Here is a 23,511-nt window from a genome sequence, read left to right on the forward strand (position 1 = left end):
ATTACCGCCCCCCAGATTTTTGAGCGGCAAGCTCAGCAGCTGTGAGCTGAACCTGAGAACGCGGAACATCCTGGATGACCAGAACGGGTTTGGTGCCATGTTCGATGTAATTCCGCGCGATGCTTCCATATGGCCACGCAAATTGCCCGGTATACCCGTGGGCGCACAGCACCACCAGATCAATGTCCTCTTCCTGACTGGCGAGTTCTTGAATGGCAGCCGACACACTGATGTTCTCGAGGACTCTCGTTTCGCATTCCACGGGTAAGCGTTCTTTCATTTCAATCAGGTAATTGCTCACCGCTTCACGGCTGATGTCCATCAACTGTTGCGAGAGCTGCTCGATTTCAATGGGGTACGGTTCCGGGATGGGCAGCTCAGGGGGTTTGATCACGGCAGTCAGGATGAGTTTTGTCGGGGCCGGAGAGACTACCGGCGCAGTGCGGCGATTCGTGCGATTATTCGGCTCAGACGCCAATCTCAGGGCCATCTCACCCCGGGCCAGAGCAATTCCCGCGGAAAGGGAACACTCTGCGCGGCGTGAACTGTCGATTGGGAGGAGAATACGACGGTAATGGACCCTGTCGACCAGAGTTGCAGGCTGGTGATAGGCACGCACGATGAGAACAGGTAAATAAATCAAATTGATTACTTTTTGGGTGACGCTGCTGATATTCCAGCGGCTTAATCCGCCCGCGCCGTGGGTACAGATTATGAGCAGGTCGATATTCTCGCTGTGGGCGAAATTTACAATGTTTTCCGCCGTTTTTCCTTCCCGAATGGAATATTCGACCTTCGTTTTTGTACCGACTCCAGCCTGGTCTTGTGTGCCTTTGGTGCCGAGTGGTTCTTCATGAAGATCTTCACGAACCCGGGCCGCGATCCCTTGCAGGTACATATCGGATTCGGTTTTACGGATCTGCCAGCTCAATGGATCGACCGAACTGGGGTTCTCATGATACGAAACCGGATCAAGGACCTGCAAAAGGATAATGCTGGATCCAAAGATGCGGGCAAACTGTTCAGCATGAGGAATCGCGCGCTCAGCAAGCGTCGACCCATCCAGCGGGACAAGGATTCGATTAAACATGATTTTTCTTCCTTATACCTTGCTCTTTCTGAATTGCGTTTTCGGACTGCATCGTCAGTTTAGCGGGACAGATAGCCTCCATCCACAGCATAATAGGCGCCGGTAACAAAGGAGGCGTGATTGGAACTCAACCAGATGACCAATTCGGCAACTTCCTCAGGCCTTCCCAGACGGCCAATCGGGTGAAGGGCGACTAAACCGTTTAACACATCTGCATTTTCCTCAAGTGAAGTGAGCATAGGGGTTCTAATGAAGGCGGGGCCGATCGCATTGACTCGAATCCCTTTTGCTGCGTATTCTAACGCTGCGGTCCTGGTCAATCCGATCACACCGTGTTTCGCTGCAACGTAAGCCGGTGCACCGGCAAAGCCTACCTGACCCAGGATGGAAGCCATGTTTACGATGACGCCTCCACCGACTTTGAGCATTTCGGCAATTTCATATTTCATACAGTAAAAAACACCGGATAGATTGACACCAATCACCTTTTGCCATCCCTCGATGCTATAATCGGCGGTCTGGCCTTGCTCTCCCCCAATGCCGGCATTATTACAGGCGATATCAAGTCGGCCATAATTCTCGATCGTCCTTCTAACCAGAGCTTCGCAATCCGCAGGGTTCGCCACATCCGTTTTGATGAAAAATGCTTCGCCAGATTTTTCTCGAATCAGCCGGACAGTCTTCCGTCCGCCTTCTTCATCAATATCTGACACAACCACATTCGCACCCTCTCGAGCATAAAATAAAGCGCTCGTCCGCCCAATTCCTGAAGCTGCGCCTGTTACTATTGCGACTTTTGCAGCAAATTCGACCATCGTATTCCTCTTTTCACAGGATCCCTAAGATTAGTTTATGAGGATGAGGCTATCAATGTCCCTGATACAACCTATAAAAAATCTATCAATTATTTCGGGACAGTTTCGATTCGGAAAGTGTCGACTTTGTAAGTCGACAAAGTAAGCTATATAATGAAAAGCATGAAAGAAGCTATTCGAGAATCGCAAATTCAAACCGGAAATGCGTCAGAGAATCGCAAGAATTCCCCTCAAACAGGGTCAGGAGAATTCCCGGCGGAGAACCCCAAGGAATCCATTCAGCAGAATTGGAGGAGCCTGGTTGAAAGTGAACTCCTCCTTAATCAGATCGTGCAAAATATCGAGCAAGTCATTTGGCTGCGCGATAATCGTTCGGGCCAGATCGTCTACGTCAGTCCGGCTTTTGAGGCGGTTTGGGGTCGATCTTGCGATAGTCTGTATGCCGACCCCTTCGTTCTGATCGAAAGCGTTCACCCGGAAGATCGGGTACAGGTCATGGTCGCCAGACCTCACGGCGATCACCAGCCCTTCAATCAGGCTTACCGGATTCTGCGCCCGGACGGTAGTCTACGCTGGATTTTTTCGCGCACATTCTTGATCCATAATAAAGCCGGAGAGTCAAATTATCTGTTTTGCATCGCCCAGGATATCACGGACCAGAAACAGGTTGAACTGGCGTTGCGCAGAACCCTGGATCGAACGCGCGAACAATTCGACCTCAGCCGCAAAATGAGCCTGGCTCGCAAGTCTGAAGCGGTGCTTAAAGCAGTCATGTCAGCTCACGAACTGCGTTCTTCTCAACGTGCGGCTTTGCTATTTTTTGACAACCCGGATGTCGGACCAACTCGTGGGGTGGAATTGCTGGCGACCTGGTTATCGAGCCAGACCATTTCTCCCTGGCTGAGCGAATCCAACCTTTACGAAGAGCCTGGTTTTTGGGAACTGCTCCAACCTCACCGGACGGTGGTCATTACAGGAATATCCTCGGACCCGCGTTTGACTCCTCTGGTGCGTGATTTTTTGATGGAAGGTCAAATACAAACGATTGTGATCTTCCCGCTGGTGACATCAGGGGAATGGCGCGGTTGTCTGTTGGTATATTACCATCAGGAGCATCCTTTCGATCATGTCGAATTGCGCCATCTTAAAGTACTCGTCGATCAGGCTGCGATCACCCTTTACAACCTGCAACTGCTCGAGGTGGAGGAGGAATCCCGGCATGAAGCTGAACGAGCCAACGAAATCAAAACTGAATTTCTTGCGATGATTACGCATGAACTGCGGACGCCGTTGACGTCGATTGTCGGGTTCACCACTACATTGTTGGCCGAGGATGTCGTCTGGGAACCGGACGAACAACGCGATTTCATCCAGACGATTCAGCGGGAAGCTGACCGGCTTCAAGAGCTGATCGATCACTTACTGGTTCTATCCCGCCTGGAAGCGGGCATGCTGCCGATTTCGCAGGAAATTCATTCACTCCATGAGATAATGGAGGATGCATTACCGCAATTGCGCACCCTGACCAGCGGCCAGACCTTTAGTATCCACCTGCCCGCCAACCTGCCGCCGGTTTATGTGGATGCAAAGCGAATTGCTCAGGTGCTGGTCAACCTGGTGCGAAACGCCTCCACCTATGCCCCGCAAGGAACAGAAATCGTTATCACCGCCAGCGTGCGGGGAAGCTTTGTGCAAATGAACGTCAGCGATCAGGGGCCGGGCATTCCACCGGCTGAGCACAAACGGGTATTCAAGGCCTTCCGACGGGGAGCAAACGTTGAGGATGGCTCAGCGCAAGGCGCTGGATTAGGATTGGCCATTTGCAGGGGGTTGATCGAAGCGCATGGCGGTCGCATTTGGATCAAACGGAAGACTACACCTGGAACGACGATGTCCTTTACAATCCCACTCGCTCCTTCGCATCTCCCGGTAAAGTCTGTAGAGTAGGAGGGGAGGCAGATGGGAAATATATTAATCGTCGAAGATGATCCAAGCATTCGCAAACTGGTGCGGGTCAACCTGGTGAAGCGCGGCTATACGGTAAGTGAAGCCGGCGATAGCCATCAGGCAATCGCCCTGTTTCAAGAGGTGCCCGTTGACCTGGTATTGCTTGACCTGCTGCTGCCCGGCCTGTCCGGAGTGGATATATGCTCCTGGATTCGGGCGCGCTCGGATGTGCCCATCATCATTTTGAGCGCCCGAGCGGAAGAGGATCTCAAGGTTGCCGCCCTGGATGCGGGCGCAGATGATTACGTGACGAAACCGTTCGGTCAGGAGGAATTACTGGCGCGAGTGCGCGCTTTTCTCCGGCGTTCCTATGTTTCAGCAAAAGCCAATGATTCAAGAATTCAGATTGGTGAGCTCAGCATCGATCTGGAAGCGCGGCGCGTCTTCATGGGTGAAAATGATCTCCACCTTACCCGCACCGAATATGCCATCCTGGCTGAACTGGCGCACCATATGGATGCCATCGTCGCCCATGATGAATTGCTAACCCAGGTATGGGGACCAGAGTATCGCGGATCGAATCACTATCTCCATACCTATCTCGGCCGTTTGCGCAAAAAGTTGGGGGAGTACGGCGACCTTCTGGAAACCGTGCCCGGAATGGGATATAACCTGCACTCGAAGAAAATCTTCTAGTACCGTATCAAACCTAGAAGTTGAATTTCGAAAGCGCATTTTGCGTGCAAAATGCGCTTTCGAAATATCATAATCCGGTTTGACCCGGCACCCGCCGGTTGCTCAAATATTTGGCGTTGGCGTATTCTAAGCAATAACATTCTCTACCCGGGAGTAGAAAATCTTCTTGGTTACCTCCGTAGCCAATACATAGAGCACTGTTAGTCCGAGCATTGCCAGCATGAGCGGTGCGGGCAAAGGGACAAAGCCAAACACAGCAATGAACGGCAGATATGGCAGCACAACGGCAATCCCAATGAAAATTAACGTACTCACCAGCAAGAGTTTGCCCGGGCGGCTGCGGAAGAAGACATGGCGCGTTCGCACAACCAGGGCGATGACCAACTCTGTGATCAGGGATTCGATGAACCAGCCGGTGCGGAACTCCTCGGGCGAAGCCCGGAACAGAAACAGCAATATTCCAAAGGTCAGGAAGTCGAAAATCGAACTGACCATTCCGAAGAGCACCATGTAGTTACGGATGAACCTGGTATTCCAGTGCCGCGGCTTGCCTGTCATTTCCGGATCCACATTGTCACTGGCGATCGTTATGGCGGGGATATCGGATAGGAAATTATTGAGCAGGATTTGCGGAGCGAGCAGCGGCAGAAATGGCAGGAGTAAGGATGCTCCGGCCATGCTAAACATGTTGCCAAAGTTGGCGCTGATGGTCGTGAGGATGTACTTGAGGGTATTGGCAAAGGTAGAGCGGCCTTCATCAATGCCCTGTCGCAAGATTGCCAAATCCTTTTTGAGCAGCACAAACTCAGCGGCGTCTTTGGCCACATCCACTGCGGTGTCCACCGAAAGCCCTACATCTGCAGCGTGCAAGGCCGGCGCGTCGTTGATGCCATCTCCCATATAGCCAACCACGTGCCTGGTCTTTTGCAGCGCAAGGATGATGCGTTCCTTTTGATTAGGGTCCACTTCCGCAAAAAGGGTGGTGCGTTCGGCAAGGTGCCAGAGGGCCTCGTCGTTCATCGTATTCAGGTCGCTTCCGGTCAATACACCCTGGAGCGGTAGGTTTACTCCTTCAGCAACATGGCGGGCTACTTTCTGGTTATCACCGGTGATGATCTTCAATTGGACACCGCGTTTCGCCAGATCGATAATCACTTGCTGTACATCGGCTTTGGGCGGATCCAGGAAGAGCAGGAAGCCGGCGAAAGCGAGCCCATTTTCATCCGTAAAAGAATAGGTTTCAACCTGTTTGTCGACTGATTTCGTGGCCAGACCGAGCACACGGAAGCCTTTTTCGCTCCATTCGCTATATTGTTTTTCAATCTCTGCCCTGGTTGCAGCTTCAAAGGGATGGATTCCATCCACAGATTGAAGCCCGGTACAGATACTCAGAATTTTATCCAGAGCGCCCTTGGTGATGAGGGTGCGCTCGCCCTGGGCATTGGCAATGACCACACTCAGGCGTTTGCGAATGAAGTCGTAGGGGATTTCATCCACTTTTTGCTCGGCGCTGATGTCCAAGTTCGCCTTCTGTGCAGCAGCTTGAATCGCTTCATCCAGCGAGTTGTTCAGCCCGGTTTGATAGCGCGCGTTGAGATAGGCATAACGCAAAACACTCTCCGAGGGCTGCCCTTGCGTATCGAGCGCGCCATCGAGATGGACGATCCCTTCGGTAAGCGTGCCGGTTTTGTCAGTGCATAGCACATCCATACTGCCAAAGTTTTCAATGGATGTCAGGCGACGTACGATCACGCCGCGTTTGGCCATCTGCTGTGCACCGTGGGCAAGCGTGATACTGATAATGGCAGGCAAGAGTTCGGGCGTCAGGCCGACTGCTAGCGCAAGTGCAAAGAGAAGCGAGTCTATGATCGGTTTGGCAAGAAAGACATTGACTGCCATAACGATAACCACCATTACCAGCATGACCTGAGTGAGCAGATTACCAAAATGCCGAATCCCGCGTTCGAATTCTGTCTCTGGTGGACGCAATCTCAGCCGATCCGCCACCTGACCGAACACCGTAGCCCTCCCCGTCTGGACAATCAATACCTGTGCGGTTCCGCTGCTGGCGCTTGTGCCCCTGAAGACGCAATTGATCCGTTGTGAAAGGCTGGCATTTTCGGGCACAGTCGCCGGTTTCTTCTCAACCGGGAAGGTTTCACCGGTCAGCACGGCCTGGTTGACAAAGAAGTCATTTGCCTCCAACACAAGACCGTCGGCCGGGATCAGACTGCCCGCGGAAAGCATCACCAGGTCGCCTGGCACTACTTGTTCTGAGGGTAACATTTGCGGCTGGCCGCCACGCAATAAGTTGGATTTAAGGGTGACCTGTGACCGTAATTTCTCAACAGCATTACTGGCGGTATATTCCTGCACGAAGCCAAGGATCGTGCTGCCAAGGATTATGGCAAGAACTATACTTGCATCCACCCACTCCCCTACGATTCCGGAGACAATGGCTGCGAAAATCAGGATGAGAACGAGAGGACTTTTAAACTGGCTCAGTAACAGGCGAAACGCGGTTGCTTGCTGCTGTGCTTCAATGGTGTTCGCCCCGTATTGTTTCAGTCGCTGCCCGGCATCTGCCGGTGTGAGACCGTTTCTTGATGTGTTTACTTCGGAGAAGAGTCGTTCCGGTGTAAGGCTCCAATAGGCTGTTGAAGTCGTCTGGGTGATCATTTCCCCCGCTTTGGGTGGTTTGCTTGCCGAAAGACCAGGAAGAACTTTCATACGACTTCTCCAGACTGGACAATCTTATCGTTTTGCTAAGGCATCAGACATTCATGTACAAGAATAATCCTTTTTTTAGCTTGTTAGTCGATGACCATTATTAAATTATACAATTCACGCTTTGAGTCATTCACGCTGCCAACCCGAATAATTAAGTTTTTTAATAGATTGTATTAGGGACCTTGATAGCTCCTTCCGAATAGGATGGTAGGGTAGCAACATATCATCTAGAGAAAGGACGCTACATGGAACACAATCGTAACGACGGCCACAACACGATGCTGCAAGTCCCCACCCAACCGAATATCGGGTTGGATAGTGATGCCCGCCATTCGCTTGTGGAAATCCTCAATCATGCACTGGCCAATGAGGCTGTTCTTACTGTAAAAACGCGCAGCGCACACTGGAACGTGAGTGGTGCAGGTTTCTTCGAACTGCGTATCCTTTTCGGGTCGCAATATGAACAACTTGATCAAATCTCCAACGAGATCGCTGAGCGAGTGCGGATCCTGGGCGGAATTGCGATCGGCAGCCTGCTGGAATTTATCAATTCCACCCGGCTGGATGAACAGCCTGGGGAAGTCCCCGGAATTATGGACCTTTTAGCCGACCACGAAGCCGCGACCCGTTTCCTGCGAGAGGACACCCGGAAGTGCGATGAGGAGTACGAGGATGAAGGTACCTTCGAAATGCTGGTCAGCATAATGCGCCTGCACGAGAAAATGGCCTGGATGCTGCGCTCTTATCTCGAGCCAGAACTCAGCCATGAAGAAAAAACGGTCGGATAACCGGGTATCCCGGTAGACCAGGGAACGATCACCTGCTGGGCAACAGTAAATGCGGAGGTGTTTATGAACGAAAAGCAAATGGCGCAGATTGTGGAAGGGTTCAGTCGAAAGGTTGATCCGGTGCCAGGGCAAGTCAAGGTCACGCGCGTACCAGATTACAAGACGGTCTACGTCGAGGAAATCGACGGCGTCGGACGCTCGATTGTCATGACAGAATACCAGGTGGATGGGAAAACCTACTGGGCAGGATACAGTATGTACAGCCAGACGGTTTTCTTGAGTCAGGCCAGTCGAGACTAAAGAGGAAGACCATCTCCTTTCAATTACTGCTGCCGAGGGTATCTATTGCGTATTGACTCCGGGCAGAACCACGGCGAAAGCCAGTAAAGGATAATTCGATGGATGACCGACAATTCGGTAGAAAAATTTTCAGGGACGCTGGCAAAGTAAAGAAGGACGTAAGCGCCCTGGTTGGAGATAGCGCTGTCCAGTTGGGTAGATTTGGAGATGATGTGAGTCAGGCGACTGACAAAGCCAGAGAGGATCTGACCACCTGGGCGGAGGATGGCGCTTCTCGAGTGAGTGAAGGATTTGAAAAGCTGAAGGGGGATGCAACGGATGCCGCTGCCACGATGCAAAAGGACGTTGGACATGGATTAAGCCAGTACAACGCGAAAGCCAGGGAAATTGCAAATAAAGTATCCGCCGGCATCGGCGAGAAGGTTGCCCGGTACCCCTGGGTCGCGATATCCATCGGCCTGGGTATTGGTTTCCTACTGGGCGTTTTGCTCAGGCCTGCCCGGAAGCTTCTTATGTAATTCTAAATTTGGGTTCAACCCTTTTTAACAGGAGAGAATCAATGAACCGCGATGGATTTGAAAGCTGGCAGTATCAAACCCTCAGCCAGACGATCGTCTGGCAGGGGTTACTCTCGACGATGACGTAGAAAAAGTCGAGGGTGAGTTCGAAAAATTGATCAGCTTGCTTCAGATCGAGTATGGTTATACACGGCAGCAAGCTGAGTCAGAATACAAAAGGAGGATGAAATGTCAGACTATCGGGAAGTAGAAACCACAGAACATGAACAGGGACGCGAGCAGCGGGTTGCCACCTTTAAGGTTACGCAATTGATCTGGTTGCTGCTGGGTATTCTCGAGGCTCTGATTGCACTGCGGGTTGTTTTTAAGCTGATTGGCGTCAATGCGGCCAATCCATTTGCGTCACTGCTTTACAACGTGACCGAAATTTTTGTGGCCCCCTTTGCAAGTTTGATCGGCGCCCCGGCAGCCGGCGGCATGGTGTTGGAAATCTCTTCCATCCTTGCCATGTTCATCTACTTGCTGATCGGTTGGGCTCTTGAACGGATTGTGTATGTGCTTTTCTATCGTCCGCGCGGACCTGTGAGCGTCAGGCAGACGACGATTGCCGAGCATACCCCTCAGCAAGCTCCCCCGGGTGTCAGCCAAACGACTACAACGGACCGTATCACGACGCAAGCCCCCACCGGTACCAGTCAAACGACCACTACCGAGCGTACGAATACTCCACCGGATTCCCGTTAATGGTGGAATAGGCACATCATTACCGGTTTCCTTATGAAACCACGGAAAAACGTAGAGTGAATAACACTCTGAAAGGAAAACTCAAGTGAACCTGATCCATTTCATTTTGTGGCTCTGCGTTGGGGCCGTTGTTGGCTGGTATGCCAGGTGGATGATTGAAAGTGACCAACGGCGGCGAATCGCTCAACTATTGTCGATCGAAGATCGCGAATCTACGGAGCGATGAACCGCGTTGGTTGGCTGGCCTGTGAGGATGCGGTTACCGCATCCTCCGGTAACCAAATTCAAATTCACATCACTGTGTGAAGACAAATCGATCAAAGGAGTAACCTATGGGACGAAAAGGTGTCAGTAAACGCAAGTCAATGAAGACCAAGCCGAAACCGTATGCCGGCGGAACTGCCAGCGGTAGTGTATCTTCTAACGCGCAGGCACCGGAGAGTCAGCCAGCCAAACCGATGGATACGGGTAAGGTGTCGCCTTCCACCAAAGGCAGCGAAAAACCCTCCACAAATTGGAAGAAGACCCCCAAAAAAGGATAATAGGGGGTGATGACTGCAGATTGATCGCAGATATCATCGGCGACAGGCCTGACGAATTGTCGGGTGGGAGGAAAAGAGAAGAATTCTGCGAATGTCAATCTTGCCCACCATAGGCTGCAATTATGGACAAACATGGCCACAACACCCTGGAGGGCAGTTAATGAATCCACAAAGGTTGTACCCAATTATGGTTACTCTTTGTGGATTTTTACTGTAAATGTGACTCAAAATTGTGTTTCGCGTGAACAATAATTAGATTTGATAGATTTTTTATAGATTGAATATGGGATATTGATAGCCGATTTCGTATAGGATGATTTCAAGGATCGATTCTAAACACGAATCGGAAGACTGGCGCGCCATGCTTCCCGGAGCGCCGGATAAATCGCAGAGGCAAGCATATTCGAAGGATGCGAGGTCAGATGATGAACAAGGATATTTTCGAAGGCAAGTGGAAAGAAATGCGCGGACAGATGAGAGAGTGGTGGGGCAAACTCACCGACGATGAGCTTGAAAAGGCAGCCGGTAATTCCGAACAAATCATCGGTTTGCTCCAACAGAAGTATGGCTACACTCGCGAGCGCGCAGTCGAGGAACTGAACAAGCATGTGGCGGAGTTCAAGACCGTTCTGAAAAAGTAGGCTTGAATCTGTCCCCGATAATCCATTGGAATGACTCCGTAATCCCCTCTACTCTTTGGAGGGGGCGGATGGCCAAGTCGACAAGACTATTCCAAGCAACTCAATACTTCCTATAGGAGAATAGAATGAACATCCTCATTTACCTGGTCGCTGCTGCAGTAATCGGCTGGATCGCAACTGAAATCATGCATGACCGCGGAGGCCTGCTGATCAATATCGTTGTAGCCGTCATTGGAGCTTTCCTGGCTGGTTACTTCCTGAGTCCTCTGTTCCATATCGGAACGATCAATGACGCGATTACTATTCCCACCATGCTGGTGACCTTGCTGGGAGCCATCATCCTGCTGGCGATTGTCCGTTTGATACGCCGCAGGAGATAGACGGGTCAAACGCCCCTCGTTCGACCTGTCGTTTTCCATCGCTAATTCAAAAGGAGTATCATCATGATCTGGACTATCATCGTCATCCTGGTTGTGCTTTGGCTGCTCGGTTTCTTTGGTCGGAATATCAGTCCAAGATTTCCGCGCACAGGTAATTGGATTCACACGCTAATCGTCATCGCCATCATCCTCGTCGTTTTGCACCTGCTCGGGGTGGTGTAATCCCCTGGTGTTTCGACGATTAGTCTGACTCAACCGAAGCTTATAAATCCTTATTTTGCGAGACCGCAAAGTAACCTACCACCCGGCCGAATAACCGGGTGGTAGGTTAAGAAAGGAACCCATTATGCTCCCAATCGGTGATGATAATCGCTCTCGCAGAACAATTCCGCTGGTCACTTATGCTTTGATCGTTTTGAATGTCCTCTTCTTCTTTGTAGAATTAAGCGGGGGCGACGCTTTTATTGAGAAATGGGCGTTTGTCCCGAGCCGCTTTCTTGCCAATCCGGGGGGTGACTTTCTGACCATCCTCACCTCCATGTTTATGCACGGCGGATGGGTTCACCTTGGGGGCAATATGCTTTACTTATGGATCTTCGGCGATAATGTGGAAGATCGTTTCGGCCATGTAAAGTTCTCAATCTTTTACCTGGTGTGTGGTGTTGCGGCAACTTTCGCACAGCTGGCTTTCAGCACGGGGTCGAATGTGCCGAACTTGGGCGCATCTGGAGCGATTGCGGGTGTGCTGGGGGCTTACATTTTGATGTTCCCGCAGGGAAAAGTCAATGTGTTGATGGGCAGAGGCGTGATTCCGATGCCTGCACTGGTGGTCATTGGGTTTTGGATTGTCTTGCAACTATTTAGCGGCATTGGTTCAATTGCAGCATCAGCACAGACGGGCGGGGTTGCCTATATGGCGCATGTCGGCGGATTCTTGGCCGGGTTAGTGTTGACATTTCTCCTGGGTGGAAGGCGTGGAACGACGGCATTGACTGGACGGGAATAAACCTGGCCGGTCGCTCCGCCAGGTTTGGCTTGTTTCCGGCCACCCCGAATGGCTGGGGCGGTTGAGCGCCACTTTACTCCAGATGGAAATGGAAATTCAGGCGATCCGATGATATGGAGGGTCCTCCCAGGTCTGTTCTGAATCCACGCGATGGGAAGCCTCGCGCAACTGCAGACGCCGAAGGATGGGAAACAAGGACCCGTGGGCGAACAGGATGTCCAATATTCCGTTATTTATAGTAATAATATAGGTTTTTTTGGGGACGCAGATAGCCGCAAATTCGTAACATGGGAGTGATCAAGTTGCAAATTACCGATATCCTCGCTATGCGTGGAAATTATGGTTGAAAAATCATGAGTGGTTTTTCAACAGAAGTACCATGGGAAATCCAGGAGGTGTTTCGTGAATTCGACTTACATCATCATCATCGTTGTTGTAGTCGTGGTGATCATCGGCATCATCATGGCTACCGTGTTTGCGCGCCGAAATCGTTCTACCCGGCTCCATGAACACTTCGGAGCTGAGTATGATCATACTGTGCAAGCCCTGGGTGACGAAAAGAAAGCTCAAACAGAATTGGATGAACGGCAGAAGCATGTTGCGAGCCTGGATATTCGCCCACTCACAGATCGTGAGCGCGAGCGTTATCTGGCTGATTGGACCGCCATTCAATCCAAATTCGTCGATGAACCGGGACAGGCGATCGTAGATGCCGATCGATTGATCATGGAAGTCATGCAGGTGCGTGCCTATCCCTTATCTGATTTTGAGCAGCGGGCGGCCGATATCTCGGTCAACTATCCTGCTTTGGTGAGTAATTATCGCGCCGCGCGGGTGATCGCGATCAAAAATAAAGATCACCAGGCCGATACTGAAGAATTAAGGCAGGCAATGATCTATTACCGGTCTCTGTTCGATGAACTCCTCAAACCAGAGGCAGGTGTTGTAGAGGAGAAATCGAAATGAATGAGCAGAATTACATTAATCCCACCGATATTTATGATCGAACCGAAAAGGCCCCGAACATCCCGGATGTAAATCCAGAACCCTTTACTGACCCCGTTCCGGTGAACGCGGATCTGATTCACGAGGTGCCGATGGAAGAGACGGATGCTCCGAACGATTTGGTGAACGAGCCTCTCCCAGGTGAGATCCCGATGGGTGAGACTCCGGTTGAAGCCGTCCCCGTTGCGGAAACGATGGTCCCTGAGCCCCCAGAGGATGGACCGATCACCCAGGATACTCCTGTTGGCGCGAATGTCGGACCCGTGGCTTTGCTAAAGCATGAAGACTCAGAGCATTTTCGCACGCGCTGGAATGAAATCCAGGGCATGTTTGTTGACGAACCGCGTGTTGCTGTCCAGCAGGCAGACGCGTTGGTATCTGAGGTAATGGAACAAATCACCCAGATGTTTGCCAGCGAACATGGCTTGCTGGAGGGCCAATGGAAACAGGGCAATGATGTTTCTACTGAAGACCTTCGCAAAGTCCTGCAGCGCTACCGCTCCTTCTTCAATCGATTGGTGGTTTGAAAGGTTAACGGTTCAAGTTGGGCCGATAAATATTCGGATTGCATCATGACCTGCCCCCTGTTTCTGCGGGTCAGGTCATTCGTTTTCACGGTCAATCAACGCCAAATGCCGCATTCCTGGTTCGTGTTGAAGTTGGCACGAGGCTGGTGGTTTCACCTCTGGCCGGATCCTCCTGGATTCGGTCTGGCGTAGGTTCTTTTTACTCAGAATCGCGAAGGTTTCTTTTTAAGGTTTTTTATAGGTCGTGTTAGGGACATCGTTAGCTCCTTTTGCTTACGATAATTGGTGACCATCAATACGCTTATCTTAAGCGTGTCGTTCAGGTGATAACCTCAAGATTAATCCTGATTCTTGGTAGAGGTACATCCCTCGAAGGTTATTTAATGAATAAGACCAGGCAGTGGATCGTATCGCCAGGCTTGCTAATCTTCATGGCCCAAATGCTGATGGGGTGTGAGAATTATCCTTTAACCACGCCTGCATCTTCATCCTCGTCTGGCATAATTGCATCACCAAATCCTGCTTACACTTTTGCCCAGGCTACCATGGATTATGGTCAGAGCCAGTTATTGGATTTATCTCGCAAGGCTACTCAGACCAGCCTGGACATGGCTCAGGCGGCGACAGTCTCACAATCAGCCTATCTGTTGAATGTAAGCCAGACTGAACAGGCCCAGGCGATACTGGATACTCAGATCGCGCAAACCAAAATGTGCTGAAAGTGTGCTGAAAACATGGAACTCAATCCAACAACACAACCGGCTCAATGGACATTTCGGCGTGTCATGTGGGCAACTCTCATCATTGTTTTTGTCGCCTTCTGCTTCTGGCTTCTCTATCGTTTCTACCAGGTTGTTTTCATCTTCTTTATCGCCATCGTATTGGGCACGGTGATCCGGCCAATCGTAAACTGGCTGCAACGGAAAGGGCTCCCGCGGATAGCCGGTATCCTTGTTGTCTTCTTCCTGGTGTTCGCCGCACTCACCGGCTTTGTATTGTTGTTATTTCCATTGATTTTTGAGCAAGGATCGACAATTACGACTGCCTTACCGGGTTATTACCAAAGCCTGCGTGAGTGGATGATGCTTAATCCCAATCCGTTGATTGCGCGCCTGAGTGAGTTCCTGCCGGCGGTGCTGCCGAGCCTGGTACCGACACAGCAATCCGGGCAGCAGATGTTGATACTTGCTGGGCAAGCGGCGGGCTATATTTCCATGGCGGCAAACGCCATATTTATCGCAACGGCTATTCTCCTACTGGTTTATCATTGGGCGCTCGATGGTCAGCGAACGATTCAATCCTTGTTGTTGTTTGTTCCAAAAGGCAGGCGCGAGAGCGTCAACCAATTGATTACCGATATATCCACCAAAGTCAGTTTCTATGTTGCCGGTCAGGCTGTTCTCTGTCTGACCATCGGCATCCTGGCGTTGATTGCTTATCTGCTGATCGGTTTACCCAATGCTCTGTTGTTAGCGCTCGTGGCAGGCGTGTTGGAGGCTGTGCCTATGATTGGACCGCTACTCGGCGCCATTCCAGCCAGCGTAATTGCCTTATCCATCGCACCTTCCAAGTTGGTGTGGGTAATCATCGCCACATTGGTCATTCAGCAGATGGAAAATATCCTGCTGGTGCCGCGCGTCATGCGAAAGGCGGTGGGAGTCAATCCGTTTGTTTCATTGTTGTCGATATTTGCTTTTAGCTCTTTGTTTGGCATTGCCGGCGCGCTCATGGCGATCCCTATTGCAGCCATTATTCAGCTTTTACTCGATCGCTTCGTATTTCATCCAGTCGCGGTGGAACCGGAGATTTCAACGGACCGCGATTATGCCAGCCGCCTGCGTTATGAAGCTCAGGACCTTGCCCAGGATCTTCGCCGGCAGGCACGGATCACAAAATGGGGCTCGGACTTAAGGGTTAAGCAGATTGATCAAGTGATGGATGAGATAGAGGCAATCACAACCGACCTTGATGCACTGCTGGCACAAGTCCGCCCTCCAGAGGCGCCATGACAAAGCGGTTGATCACCTACGCTATGGCAGTGATGACCACATTGCTGGCCCTGGTGGTATTGTGGCAATTTCGGATCGTTCTCGGTTATGCATTGATCTCGCTAATGCTGGCGTCAGTGCTGCGTCCATTGGCAAACCGCCTTGTCGGGCGACGTTACCTGGTGCGGGCGGCCTGGTTAATTTTATACCTGATGGTTTTGGCTGGTTTCGGCTTCTTCCTCTTTCTAACCGGCAAGTCAGCGGTCAAGGATATTCAACAGTTAGCCCAAACGGTGTCAGTGCAGGATACGTGGAGACTGCCGGTATGGCTGGAGGGCAGCTCATTCGAAAATGCTCTGGTAGCTCGGTTGCCGCCGCCAAGCAAGCTCTTCGAGGCAGTGACTGGCAGCCAGGGGCAGCTCGTCCTGCCGGCCATTCTTGGCATTACCCAGGGCATCAGCGGCGTCGTGAGCGGCGGATTCATCATCTTGTTCTTGAGTATCTATTGGAGCATCAGTCAGACTTCTTTCGAGCGACTCTGGCTCTCGTTGCTTCCATCAGAACAGCGCAAACAGGCGCGTGGTATTTGGCGGAGGGTTGAGCCAGATATCGGGGCTTACATACGCGGTGAAGTAATCCAAAGTATCCTGGCCGGGCTACTATTAGGTCTGGGTTACTGGCTTCTTGGTTCTCCGTACCCGGCCCTCTTAGCGCTAACAGGTGCACTGACCTGCCTGATACCTGTGGTTGGGGCAGTTCTGGCGCTTATTCCGGTGCTTTTGCTGGGGCTATTAACCAGTGCACAGCTTAGTATATTTACGGGGCTTTATACACTCATTGTCTTGATTGCGCTGGGAGTTTGGGTCAAGCCGCGGCTTTTCAAACGAAGATGGGATAATCCCATTCTCACCGTCGTCCTACTCCTCGCCCTTGCCAACGCATTTGGTCTGGTTGGCATCATCCTGGCGCCACCCTTATCCGTTGTATGCCAAATCCTGTGGAGCCGCCTGGTCAGCCATCGCCTTGTTGCAGGGTCAGCGGCTCTGATCTCGGATCTTAAGGAGCGGCAAGACCGGATTTGGGACATCCTAAAGTCGATGGATGAACCTCCTCCGCCTTTGGCAACCAGCAGTATGGAGAGGCTTACCCAATTGATTGCGAAAGCCGAACCTATTTTGCAGGTAGTTCAGCCCGTTGAACTGCCTGATCAATTATTGCATGGTGATTCCCAACCAGAGCAGGAAGCGCCTGATGCCCGCAAATAAAATAGCCAGGCAACTATCACGGCTCTGGCAGCTGGGTATCCGCAGCGCGAACCGAATGGATGAACGTGCGCACGGCTGGTTAGGGATTTTGGCAAACGCGATCAGGCACTCCCTAAAGCCAGACTCAGTGATTACGGCCGCGGCGATTGCCTACTTTGCTGTATTTTCCCTCTTCCCCTTCACTCTCTTGATCATCGCCATCGCCAGTTTAAGCCTCGGCTCGTTGGTGGACCAGCACCTTATCATTCAAAGGTTAGAGTTTATTGCACCTGCGCTTGGACAGTTGTTAGGTCAGAATATTGATGAAATCATTCGGGTGCGCGGACCGGTTACTATTGTGGCTTTACTAAGTCTGGTTTGGTCCGCCTCCAGCATTTTTTCCCTGCTTACCGTCACCTTAAGTAAAATTTGGGGTATTAAACGAAATCGTCCTGTCTGGACGCGGCGTGGTCTGGGTTTGTTATTAGTCCTGGGTCTCGTTGCCTTGATCCTCTTTCTGGCTTCGTTTGCCAACCTGATCACCTGGTTACCGGATCAGGTTCTTCAGAATTTGGATGGCGTTCGATTTGCATTGGCTATTTTGCTTGATATTGCTTTATTTTTTGTGCTTTATCTGATGCTCCCTCATGCAACATCTGGCTGGCGCGATATCTTGCCCGGCGCGATTGGGGCGGGTTTGCTATGGGAGCTTGCCAAAAAAACCTTTTTGCTATTCATCTCCACATATCTATCCATTTCAAACCTCATCTATGGTTCCGTGGCAGCCATCATTGCCGTCCTCAGTTGGGCCTATTTGAGCGGTCTTATCTTTCTTTTTGGTGCTTACTTGAGTGTTTCTTATCTCCAGTACAGGCGGCAGCAACAACAAACGGCCCCCTGAAAACAGTTGGCTAATACCTCCTAACGTTCGGCGAAAATGGAGACAAGGACCGGTGAAACTTGAAACAAAGGACAGAGTTTTATGAATGAAAATCAGGAGACGACAATTCATCCCACAAACAAACGATCCAAGCGAGCCATGCTGATCTTCAATCCCAGCGCGGGAGCGACCCGAGCATCACCGATCGAAATCGTGGATGTAATTCATGAGATGCAGGCCTGGAAACTGGTACCGGAAGCCTACCTGGTCGAACCGGGTTGGGATCTGGAAAAGGGAGTCCAGGATGCCGTTGCGCGGGGGATCCGTATATTCGTGGTATGCGGCGGAGACGGCACCATTTCGGCTGTAGCCAGAACTCTGGCCGGTACCCGCGCTACCCTGGGAATTATCCCCATCGGCACCCAGAATAATACGGCCCTTAGCCTGGGCATCCCTGCGGATATCGCAGATGCCATTGCCATCCTGCGAACGGGTAGGCGAATCAAAGTGGATGTTGGAATGGCGACCTGCGGAAAAGAAAGCATGCCTTTCCTGGAAGTATGCTCGGTGGGATTGATATCCACCCTTTTTCCATCCGCAGACGATATCCAGCATGGCAACCTGGCGCGGGTGGGCGATTTTTTGACTACGCTGGCAGCTTCCCCGCCGGCGGAAATTCACTTGTTAATGGATGGCAAGCCGGAAATCCATAATCTGGGTCATGTGGTGCTGGTTTCCAATATGCCATATATCGGTCTCCATTATCAGGTTGGCACTGCCGCCTCATTCAAAGATGGCCTGTTGGATGTGTTGTTCTTTGCTGATTTGACCAAGCTGGACTTGCTGAACTACGTTTTCCAGGGCGTGGGTATCGATAAGCCGGAAGACCCCCGTATCCAGCATTTCCATGTACACAAGGTGGTTATAAAAACGAACCCTATCATGCCGGTAATGGTGGATGGGACTGCATTAGGAGAAGGGCAGGTAAGTATTGAAGTGCGCCGACGAGTTCTGGCAGTGATGGTCGGACTGAACTTCGGCGAAAACCTTGTGCAGGAAAAGGATTCTGTGACCCTTGCCTGAAGTAAATGTCGGAATCTGGGGTCATTTTTCCATTTGGGTAAATCGGCATCAACCAATTGCCCGGTTGGTCGGCCTGACGATCGGCCTGGTTGTGTTTCTTGTATTCCTGCCGCCTGATATGCGGATTGCTTATTGGGAAGGTTTACGATCCCATAAAATCCTTGCAAGTATGCTTTTGGTTTTCAGCTTACTGGCGGTCTCTCTAGTATGGACGGCCGGCCAAAAGGTGGACGCCTGGGCTTTCCTGGCCTTTAATTTGTGGGGACCACGCCCGTTATGGTTGGATCGAATGATGTTAGGTTTTACCCAAATAGGCAGTGGAATAGCTGCACTGACGATTGGCCTGGTTTTGTTTTTGACCGGCAATCACCTGTTTTCTTATAAATTCCTTCTTGGCACATTGGCGTTATGGTTGGTGGTCGAATTGTTGAAATTTCTGGTACACCGATCGCGGCCTTTCATCCGGTTAGCCCAGACACGCACCATCGGCAATCGGGCCAATGGGCGATCTTTCCCCAGCGGGCACACCAGTCAGGCTTTTTTCATGGCAACGCTGATAGCCCAGCATTTTCATATGAGTGTTTGGGTGGTACTCCTGCTGTATACCACAGCATTCCTGGTGGGCATCACTCGCATGTATGTCGGTGCGCATTACCCACGGGATGTCCTGGCAGGTGCCATCCTGGGCAGCGCCTGGGGGTTGCTTGGCATGATGGTCAGTGGGAATGGGATGACCCGAATTGGGTAAAACAATCGAGAAAGAGGCGTCTTTCAGAACGCTAAGAATACCAACCCGTTTCATATTTGATTTGATAGGTTTTTTATAGGTTGTTTTAGGGACATAGATAGCATATTACGAATAGGATGGGGTTACAGCAAATATTGTTATGGAAAGGAAGTAACTTGGAGCGCAATCGCAAGGATTCAATCGACTCAAAGCTGCGAGTCTCTATCCAGCCAAATATTGGGCTGGATAGCGATGCTTACCGCGCGGTTGTCTTAATTCTTAACCATACACTTGCCAATGAAATGGTGCTGGCCGTAAAGACCCGCAATGCTCATTGGAATGTGACAGGAGCAGGATTCTTAGAACAGCGCATCATCCTTAATTCCCAATTTACGCAGTTAATAGAAGCCTCTGAAAAAATCGCGGATCGAATTCGAGTACTGGGCGGGACCGTCATTTGTGATCTGAAGGAATTTCTCCAGATCGCGCGCATAAAGGAACATCCAGGTGAGGTGCCTGGTTATTTGGATCTTCTCGCTGACCATGAGGTTTCCATCCGTTTCTTGCGTGAGGACGCGCGGAAGTGTTCGGAACAATATGAAGACGAAGTTTCCCACGCCTTACTGGTGGACATTTTGAATCTGCACGAAAAGATGGCGTGGATGCTGCGTTCGAATATCGATCCTGAGTTGACTGCCGGCGAAAGTAGAGGAAGTCAGGGGTAACGAAACCCAAACGCCTCCCGATCCGGTTGCCCGGCAGTTTACCTGTGGGATGATGATCCTTCAGACATGATTCGAATTACGATAGAACAAGGAGTAGTGCACCATGGCGAACAAGGTGAATACCAAGAAGGTCAAACGGTTACCCAAAGGCCAGCGCACTCACGTGCGCAGGTTGAAACAAGAAGCCATGAAAGAAGGCAGAGTCTATAAACCCGCTACCTAGGCGGGGTATCTTCCTCGGAGGGGTCGTAACAATAATGGTTCACGAGATGATCATCAAGCGAATACCCAAAAAACCTTATGGTAAGGTTCATGACTTGTTGAGGAAACATAGCGCTGAAGATCCAGACAAGATCAACCGGAAGCGCGAACAGTTTCTGACCCTTATTCGGAATCGGTATGGTTACACCAATGAGAAGGCTGTAGACGAATTGAAACGACTGCTCGGACAATTCTACAGGACGAACCGGAGCTTTAGCCAAGATCGCACACGTCTGAAACCAAAGCATTCGGCGCCTGAATAACCGCATCCCGGAAAAGGGTAGCGCCCCGCAGCGAATTTGAGCCGGGCGAAAAGGAAAAAGCTATGAAAAAGGAAGTGGGTTTATGGATCGATCATCGCAAGGCGGTGATTGTGACCATCGAAGACGAGATCGAAGTGACCCTGGAAATTCGATCGAACGTGGAGAAGCACGCCCGTTTTTCCAGCGGCGCGCAATCGAAAGATCCCAATCAGCCCAAAGGATCGACCGCTGAGGATATGCGTGATCGGCAGTTTGGCGATCACCTTGACAGCTTCTATGACGGGATTATATCGATGATCCGTAAGGCTGATTCCATCTGGATTTTTGGCCCAGGCGAAGCGAAAGGCGAGCTTGAAAAACGGCTCAAACTTGCAGGACTTGGTGAGCGCATCGTGGGTATTGAAACCGTGGATAAGATGACCGATCGCCAGATTGCGACCAAAATCCGCGACCGTTATCTGAGATGAAAGAAGGCCATCCATGGCCGTTTGTCAGGGGTCTCTTGATTTTCACATTTGAGCGGAATGTTTTATGAATGCATATGATCAAAACCATCGGGTTATTTTACAAAGGATCGCCCATCGCGTAATGCTTGAACGCGGCCTGCTGCCTGATTTCTCTACCGATGCACTCGCAGAGCTTGAGAGCCTGCACGTCCCAACGTTGACAACGGGTAAATCCGATGTGGGTTCACTCGCGTTTCGCGATCTGCGCAGCCTTCTGTGGGCTTCGATTGACAACGATGACTCGCGTGATTTGGATCAGCTGACCGTAGCCGAATCAATGCCCGGCGAAAAAGTAAAGATCTATGTTGCCATTGCCGACGTGGACTCTTCAATTAAGAATGGCTCCGCGATCGATGATCATGCGCGAAATAACACCACCTCGGTGTATACCGCGGCAGAGATATTTCCAATGCTGCCGGAAAAGGTTTCCACTTACATCACCTCCCTGAATTTCAGGGAGGATCGTCTTTCCATTGTCATTGAAATGTTGGTGGGCATTGACGGAACGGTGGAGGAATCGAATATTTACCGGGCCTGGGTTCGAAATCACGCGAAACTTGCTTATAACAGTGTGGCAGCCTGGTTGGAGAAGAGTGGAGAGATTCCTGAAGGCGTTGCTGCTGTTCCCGGGCTGGCCGAGAATTTACAATTGCAGGATCGAACAGCACAAAGGATGAAGAATTTACGCCACGTGCATGGAGCCCTCAGCCTGGAAACGATTGAGGTCAAACCGGTGTTTGACGGGGATCAAATTCGTGCTCTCGAAATGGAAGAAAAGAACCGCGCCAAAGAAATCATCGAGGATTTTATGATTGCTGCGAACGGCGTGACGGCAAGATATTTATCAGGCAAGAAGTTTCCCTCGATCCGTCGCGTTGTACGGACGCCAAAACGATGGGAGCGGATTGTCGAAATTGCCGCGGATCACAAGTACATGCTTCCTGAGAGCCCGAATTCAAAATCACTGGAGGAATTTCTGATCAGCCAAAAAGCAGCCGATCCGTTGCGTTTCCCTGATCTGTCATTGGCTGTGATCAAGTTGTTAGGCCCCGGTGAATATATTGCCGAACAACCGGATGGAAATATCCCGGGACACTTTGGCCTGGCAGTCAAGGACTATGCCCATTCGACCGCTCCGAACAGGCGTTATCCCGACCTGCTGACGCAACGCTTACTAAAAGCTGCTCTCGAAGATCAACCTTTGCCCTACCGCATGGATGAACTGGATGCTCTGGCCGCGCATTGCACCGAAGCAGAAGATGCGGCCAATAAAGTCGAACGTCAGGTTGGAAAATCCGCCGCAGCACTGCTGCTCGAATCAAGAATTGGCGAACAATTCGAGTCGATTGTCACTGGCGCAGCCGACAAGGGTACCTGGGTTCGGCTGCTTTCTGTGCCAGTGGAAGGGAAGTTGGTTCAAGGATTCGAGAGGGTCGATGTCGGCGATCGAATTCGAGTACAGCTCCTTTATGTGGACGTAGATAAAGGATTTATCGATTTCCAAAGGGTTGGGTCCAGGTAAGGCAGAATGAATTATTACCCGACGATCTGTCGTATGGTGGTGGTGAGAATTCACTGGGAAGAAGAATAATCGGTATTTTGTACGATGGCGAAAACTGCAGGAGTGATTCGGAAAGGAAATTATGAGCAAACAACCTGTACAAGTAATTATCGGGCGTGCGGTTCAGCTAACTTCGCATGGGATGTTAGGAAGGAAGTTTGACTTCTATCCCGGTCATACTTTTCTTACGAAAGAATGGTTTTATCCGGGTGAGCTGAATGAAAACGGCGCCCAGTCGGGAAACCTCCATGATCAGTGGAGTTTTGGGACCAATACTGGAAGCGATCTTCCTTTATTTTTTGGTGTTGAGGATGTTCAGGAAGTGGTTATTCCCTCTGATCCTGATACAGTCCAGGTTTTCAAAGGGGCACCCTTCAAGGTGATCATCCACGATCGGCAGTCATGAGATGAATAATAATTTCATTATTCTGGACAAACTCTATTTACCCTCATGCGTTTTCCCCATGCGTAAGGTGAATGGTCGTTAGCAATTCAGCAAACAAGCTTTCCTGATAAATTAACACGATCCGTTATTCCAAAACGG

General features: G+C 50.8%; 26 protein-coding genes. 23 read left to right on the forward strand and 3 right to left on the reverse strand.

What is annotated here, in order from left to right; translation table 11 throughout:
* Position 1: 1 nt before the first annotated feature.
* Together LARV_RS06725 and LARV_RS06730 are read right to left on the reverse strand one after the other, a co-directional pair.
* Positions 2-1,090 (reverse strand): universal stress protein, encoded by a 1,089-nt coding sequence (locus tag LARV_RS06725; RefSeq protein ID WP_075072915.1) that lies wholly within the window; start codon positions 1,088-1,090, stop codon positions 2-4.
* Between the two features lie 59 nt (positions 1,091-1,149).
* Positions 1,150-1,905: an SDR family oxidoreductase gene (locus LARV_RS06730; RefSeq protein ID WP_075072916.1), complete on the reverse strand. Its 756-nt coding sequence runs from the start codon at positions 1,903-1,905 to the stop codon at positions 1,150-1,152.
* Positions 1,906-2,067: 162 nt separating this feature from the next.
* Between LARV_RS06730 and LARV_RS06735 the strand changes: the two genes are divergently transcribed.
* Both LARV_RS06735 and LARV_RS06740 read left to right on the forward strand, forming a co-directional pair.
* Complete coding sequence (locus LARV_RS06735) at positions 2,068-3,852, forward strand: sensor histidine kinase (RefSeq protein ID WP_075072917.1); 1,785 nt, start codon at positions 2,068-2,070, stop codon at positions 3,850-3,852.
* Positions 3,853-3,864: 12 nt separating this feature from the next.
* Positions 3,865-4,548 (forward strand): response regulator transcription factor, encoded by a 684-nt coding sequence (locus tag LARV_RS06740; RefSeq protein WP_075072918.1) that lies wholly within the window; start codon positions 3,865-3,867, stop codon positions 4,546-4,548.
* Between the two features lie 126 nt (positions 4,549-4,674).
* Here LARV_RS06740 and mgtA read toward each other — a convergent pair whose 3' ends face one another.
* Entirely contained in the window at positions 4,675-7,278 is a 2,604-nt protein-coding gene (mgtA, locus tag LARV_RS06745) for a magnesium-translocating P-type ATPase (protein ID WP_236709934.1), read from the reverse strand.
* Positions 7,279-7,523: 245 nt separating this feature from the next.
* On the opposite strand from mgtA, the gene LARV_RS06750 reads away from it, so the two are divergent.
* The 21 genes from LARV_RS06750 (at position 7,524) to LARV_RS06850 (ending at position 23,373) form a co-directional block, all read left to right on the forward strand.
* On the forward strand, positions 7,524-8,066 hold the full coding sequence (locus LARV_RS06750; RefSeq protein WP_083522383.1) for a Dps family protein: 543 nt from the start codon (positions 7,524-7,526) through the stop codon (positions 8,064-8,066).
* A gap of 63 nt (positions 8,067-8,129) precedes the next feature.
* Entirely contained in the window at positions 8,130-8,366 is a 237-nt protein-coding gene (locus tag LARV_RS06755; protein WP_075072919.1) for a hypothetical protein, read from the forward strand.
* Positions 8,367-8,578: 212 nt separating this feature from the next.
* The gene (locus tag LARV_RS06760) at positions 8,579-8,884 is read left to right on the forward strand and encodes a hypothetical protein (RefSeq protein WP_236709935.1); all 306 of its coding nucleotides are present in this window, start codon (positions 8,579-8,581) and stop codon (positions 8,882-8,884) included.
* A 228-nt stretch (positions 8,885-9,112) separates the two neighbouring features.
* Entirely contained in the window at positions 9,113-9,628 is a 516-nt protein-coding gene (locus LARV_RS06765; protein WP_075072921.1) for a YggT family protein, read from the forward strand.
* Positions 9,629-9,960: 332 nt separating this feature from the next.
* Positions 9,961-10,170, forward strand: coding sequence for a hypothetical protein (locus tag LARV_RS20145; protein WP_152031736.1), 210 nt, complete (start codon positions 9,961-9,963; stop codon positions 10,168-10,170).
* A 425-nt stretch (positions 10,171-10,595) separates the two neighbouring features.
* Complete coding sequence (locus LARV_RS06775) at positions 10,596-10,811, forward strand: CsbD family protein (RefSeq protein WP_075075140.1); 216 nt, start codon at positions 10,596-10,598, stop codon at positions 10,809-10,811.
* Positions 10,812-10,936: 125 nt separating this feature from the next.
* Positions 10,937-11,191, forward strand: a complete 255-nt coding sequence (locus tag LARV_RS06780; RefSeq protein WP_075072923.1) for a GlsB/YeaQ/YmgE family stress response membrane protein — start codon at positions 10,937-10,939, stop codon at positions 11,189-11,191.
* A gap of 63 nt (positions 11,192-11,254) precedes the next feature.
* Positions 11,255-11,413: a lmo0937 family membrane protein gene (locus LARV_RS20150; RefSeq protein WP_152031737.1), complete on the forward strand. Its 159-nt coding sequence runs from the start codon at positions 11,255-11,257 to the stop codon at positions 11,411-11,413.
* Between the two features lie 124 nt (positions 11,414-11,537).
* Entirely contained in the window at positions 11,538-12,197 is a 660-nt protein-coding gene (locus LARV_RS06785) for a rhomboid family intramembrane serine protease (protein ID WP_075072924.1), read from the forward strand.
* Positions 12,198-12,599: 402 nt separating this feature from the next.
* Complete coding sequence (locus LARV_RS06790) at positions 12,600-13,163, forward strand: hypothetical protein (protein WP_075072925.1); 564 nt, start codon at positions 12,600-12,602, stop codon at positions 13,161-13,163.
* On the forward strand, positions 13,160-13,729 hold the full coding sequence (locus tag LARV_RS06795) for a hypothetical protein (RefSeq protein ID WP_075072926.1): 570 nt from the start codon (positions 13,160-13,162) through the stop codon (positions 13,727-13,729). The genes LARV_RS06790 and LARV_RS06795 overlap by 4 nt, the downstream gene beginning before the upstream one ends.
* A 383-nt stretch (positions 13,730-14,112) precedes the next feature.
* A complete protein-coding gene (locus tag LARV_RS06800) occupies positions 14,113-14,448 on the forward strand; it encodes a hypothetical protein (protein WP_075072927.1) in 336 nt (111 codons plus the stop codon).
* A 15-nt stretch (positions 14,449-14,463) separates the two neighbouring features.
* Complete coding sequence (locus LARV_RS06805; RefSeq protein ID WP_083522384.1) at positions 14,464-15,738, forward strand: AI-2E family transporter; 1,275 nt, start codon at positions 14,464-14,466, stop codon at positions 15,736-15,738.
* Positions 15,735-16,982, forward strand: coding sequence for an AI-2E family transporter (locus LARV_RS06810; RefSeq protein ID WP_075072929.1), 1,248 nt, complete (start codon positions 15,735-15,737; stop codon positions 16,980-16,982). Before LARV_RS06805 ends, LARV_RS06810 begins: the two co-directional genes overlap by 4 nt.
* On the forward strand, positions 16,969-17,862 hold the full coding sequence (locus tag LARV_RS06815; protein WP_075072930.1) for a YihY/virulence factor BrkB family protein: 894 nt from the start codon (positions 16,969-16,971) through the stop codon (positions 17,860-17,862). The genes LARV_RS06810 and LARV_RS06815 overlap by 14 nt, the downstream gene beginning before the upstream one ends.
* Before the next feature lie 81 nt (positions 17,863-17,943).
* On the forward strand, positions 17,944-18,924 hold the full coding sequence (locus LARV_RS06820) for a diacylglycerol/lipid kinase family protein (RefSeq protein WP_075072931.1): 981 nt from the start codon (positions 17,944-17,946) through the stop codon (positions 18,922-18,924).
* Positions 18,917-19,672, forward strand: a complete 756-nt coding sequence (locus tag LARV_RS06825) for a phosphatase PAP2 family protein (protein WP_075072932.1) — start codon at positions 18,917-18,919, stop codon at positions 19,670-19,672. Before LARV_RS06820 ends, LARV_RS06825 begins: the two co-directional genes overlap by 8 nt.
* Before the next feature lie 155 nt (positions 19,673-19,827).
* A complete protein-coding gene (locus LARV_RS06830) occupies positions 19,828-20,376 on the forward strand; it encodes a Dps family protein (RefSeq protein ID WP_172797800.1) in 549 nt (182 codons plus the stop codon).
* Positions 20,377-20,962: 586 nt separating this feature from the next.
* The gene (locus LARV_RS06840; RefSeq protein ID WP_075072934.1) at positions 20,963-21,367 is read left to right on the forward strand and encodes a hypothetical protein; all 405 of its coding nucleotides are present in this window, start codon (positions 20,963-20,965) and stop codon (positions 21,365-21,367) included.
* A gap of 64 nt (positions 21,368-21,431) precedes the next feature.
* The gene (locus LARV_RS06845) at positions 21,432-22,928 is read left to right on the forward strand and encodes an RNB domain-containing ribonuclease (RefSeq protein ID WP_075072935.1); all 1,497 of its coding nucleotides are present in this window, start codon (positions 21,432-21,434) and stop codon (positions 22,926-22,928) included.
* A gap of 121 nt (positions 22,929-23,049) precedes the next feature.
* A complete protein-coding gene (locus LARV_RS06850) occupies positions 23,050-23,373 on the forward strand; it encodes a hypothetical protein (RefSeq protein WP_075072936.1) in 324 nt (107 codons plus the stop codon).
* Positions 23,374-23,511: the final 138 nt, after the last annotated feature.

The sequence above is a fragment of the Longilinea arvoryzae genome (genome assembly GCF_001050235.1).
Taxonomy (GTDB): domain Bacteria; phylum Chloroflexota; class Anaerolineae; order Anaerolineales; family Anaerolineaceae; genus Longilinea; species Longilinea arvoryzae.

Excerpts from the sequence above, each read along its gene's own strand:
- LARV_RS06725 (WP_075072915.1), bottom strand. The coding sequence starts at position 1,090 with ATGTTTAATCGAATCCTTGTCCCGCTGGATGGGTCGACGCTTGCTGAG.
- LARV_RS06730 (WP_075072916.1), bottom strand. The coding sequence starts at position 1,905 with ATGGTCGAATTTGCTGCAAAAGTCGCAATAGTAACAGGCGCAGCTTCA.
- LARV_RS06735 (WP_075072917.1), top strand. The coding sequence starts at position 2,068 with ATGAAAGAAGCTATTCGAGAATCGCAAATTCAAACCGGAAATGCGTCA.
- LARV_RS06740 (WP_075072918.1), top strand. The coding sequence starts at position 3,865 with ATGGGAAATATATTAATCGTCGAAGATGATCCAAGCATTCGCAAACTG.
- mgtA (WP_236709934.1), bottom strand. The coding sequence starts at position 7,278 with ATGAAAGTTCTTCCTGGTCTTTCGGCAAGCAAACCACCCAAAGCGGGG.
- LARV_RS06750 (WP_083522383.1), top strand. The coding sequence starts at position 7,524 with ATGGAACACAATCGTAACGACGGCCACAACACGATGCTGCAAGTCCCC.
- LARV_RS06755 (WP_075072919.1), top strand. The coding sequence starts at position 8,130 with ATGAACGAAAAGCAAATGGCGCAGATTGTGGAAGGGTTCAGTCGAAAG.
- LARV_RS06765 (WP_075072921.1), top strand. The coding sequence starts at position 9,113 with ATGTCAGACTATCGGGAAGTAGAAACCACAGAACATGAACAGGGACGC.
- LARV_RS20145 (WP_152031736.1), top strand. The coding sequence starts at position 9,961 with ATGGGACGAAAAGGTGTCAGTAAACGCAAGTCAATGAAGACCAAGCCG.
- LARV_RS06775 (WP_075075140.1), top strand. The coding sequence starts at position 10,596 with ATGAACAAGGATATTTTCGAAGGCAAGTGGAAAGAAATGCGCGGACAG.
- LARV_RS06780 (WP_075072923.1), top strand. The coding sequence starts at position 10,937 with ATGAACATCCTCATTTACCTGGTCGCTGCTGCAGTAATCGGCTGGATC.
- LARV_RS20150 (WP_152031737.1), top strand. The coding sequence starts at position 11,255 with ATGATCTGGACTATCATCGTCATCCTGGTTGTGCTTTGGCTGCTCGGT.
- LARV_RS06785 (WP_075072924.1), top strand. The coding sequence starts at position 11,538 with ATGCTCCCAATCGGTGATGATAATCGCTCTCGCAGAACAATTCCGCTG.
- LARV_RS06795 (WP_075072926.1), top strand. The coding sequence starts at position 13,160 with ATGAATGAGCAGAATTACATTAATCCCACCGATATTTATGATCGAACC.
- LARV_RS06800 (WP_075072927.1), top strand. The coding sequence starts at position 14,113 with ATGAATAAGACCAGGCAGTGGATCGTATCGCCAGGCTTGCTAATCTTC.
- LARV_RS06805 (WP_083522384.1), top strand. The coding sequence starts at position 14,464 with ATGGAACTCAATCCAACAACACAACCGGCTCAATGGACATTTCGGCGT.
- LARV_RS06810 (WP_075072929.1), top strand. The coding sequence starts at position 15,735 with ATGACAAAGCGGTTGATCACCTACGCTATGGCAGTGATGACCACATTG.
- LARV_RS06815 (WP_075072930.1), top strand. The coding sequence starts at position 16,969 with ATGCCCGCAAATAAAATAGCCAGGCAACTATCACGGCTCTGGCAGCTG.
- LARV_RS06820 (WP_075072931.1), top strand. The coding sequence starts at position 17,944 with ATGAATGAAAATCAGGAGACGACAATTCATCCCACAAACAAACGATCC.
- LARV_RS06840 (WP_075072934.1), top strand. The coding sequence starts at position 20,963 with ATGAAAAAGGAAGTGGGTTTATGGATCGATCATCGCAAGGCGGTGATT.
- LARV_RS06845 (WP_075072935.1), top strand. The coding sequence starts at position 21,432 with ATGAATGCATATGATCAAAACCATCGGGTTATTTTACAAAGGATCGCC.
- LARV_RS06850 (WP_075072936.1), top strand. The coding sequence starts at position 23,050 with ATGAGCAAACAACCTGTACAAGTAATTATCGGGCGTGCGGTTCAGCTA.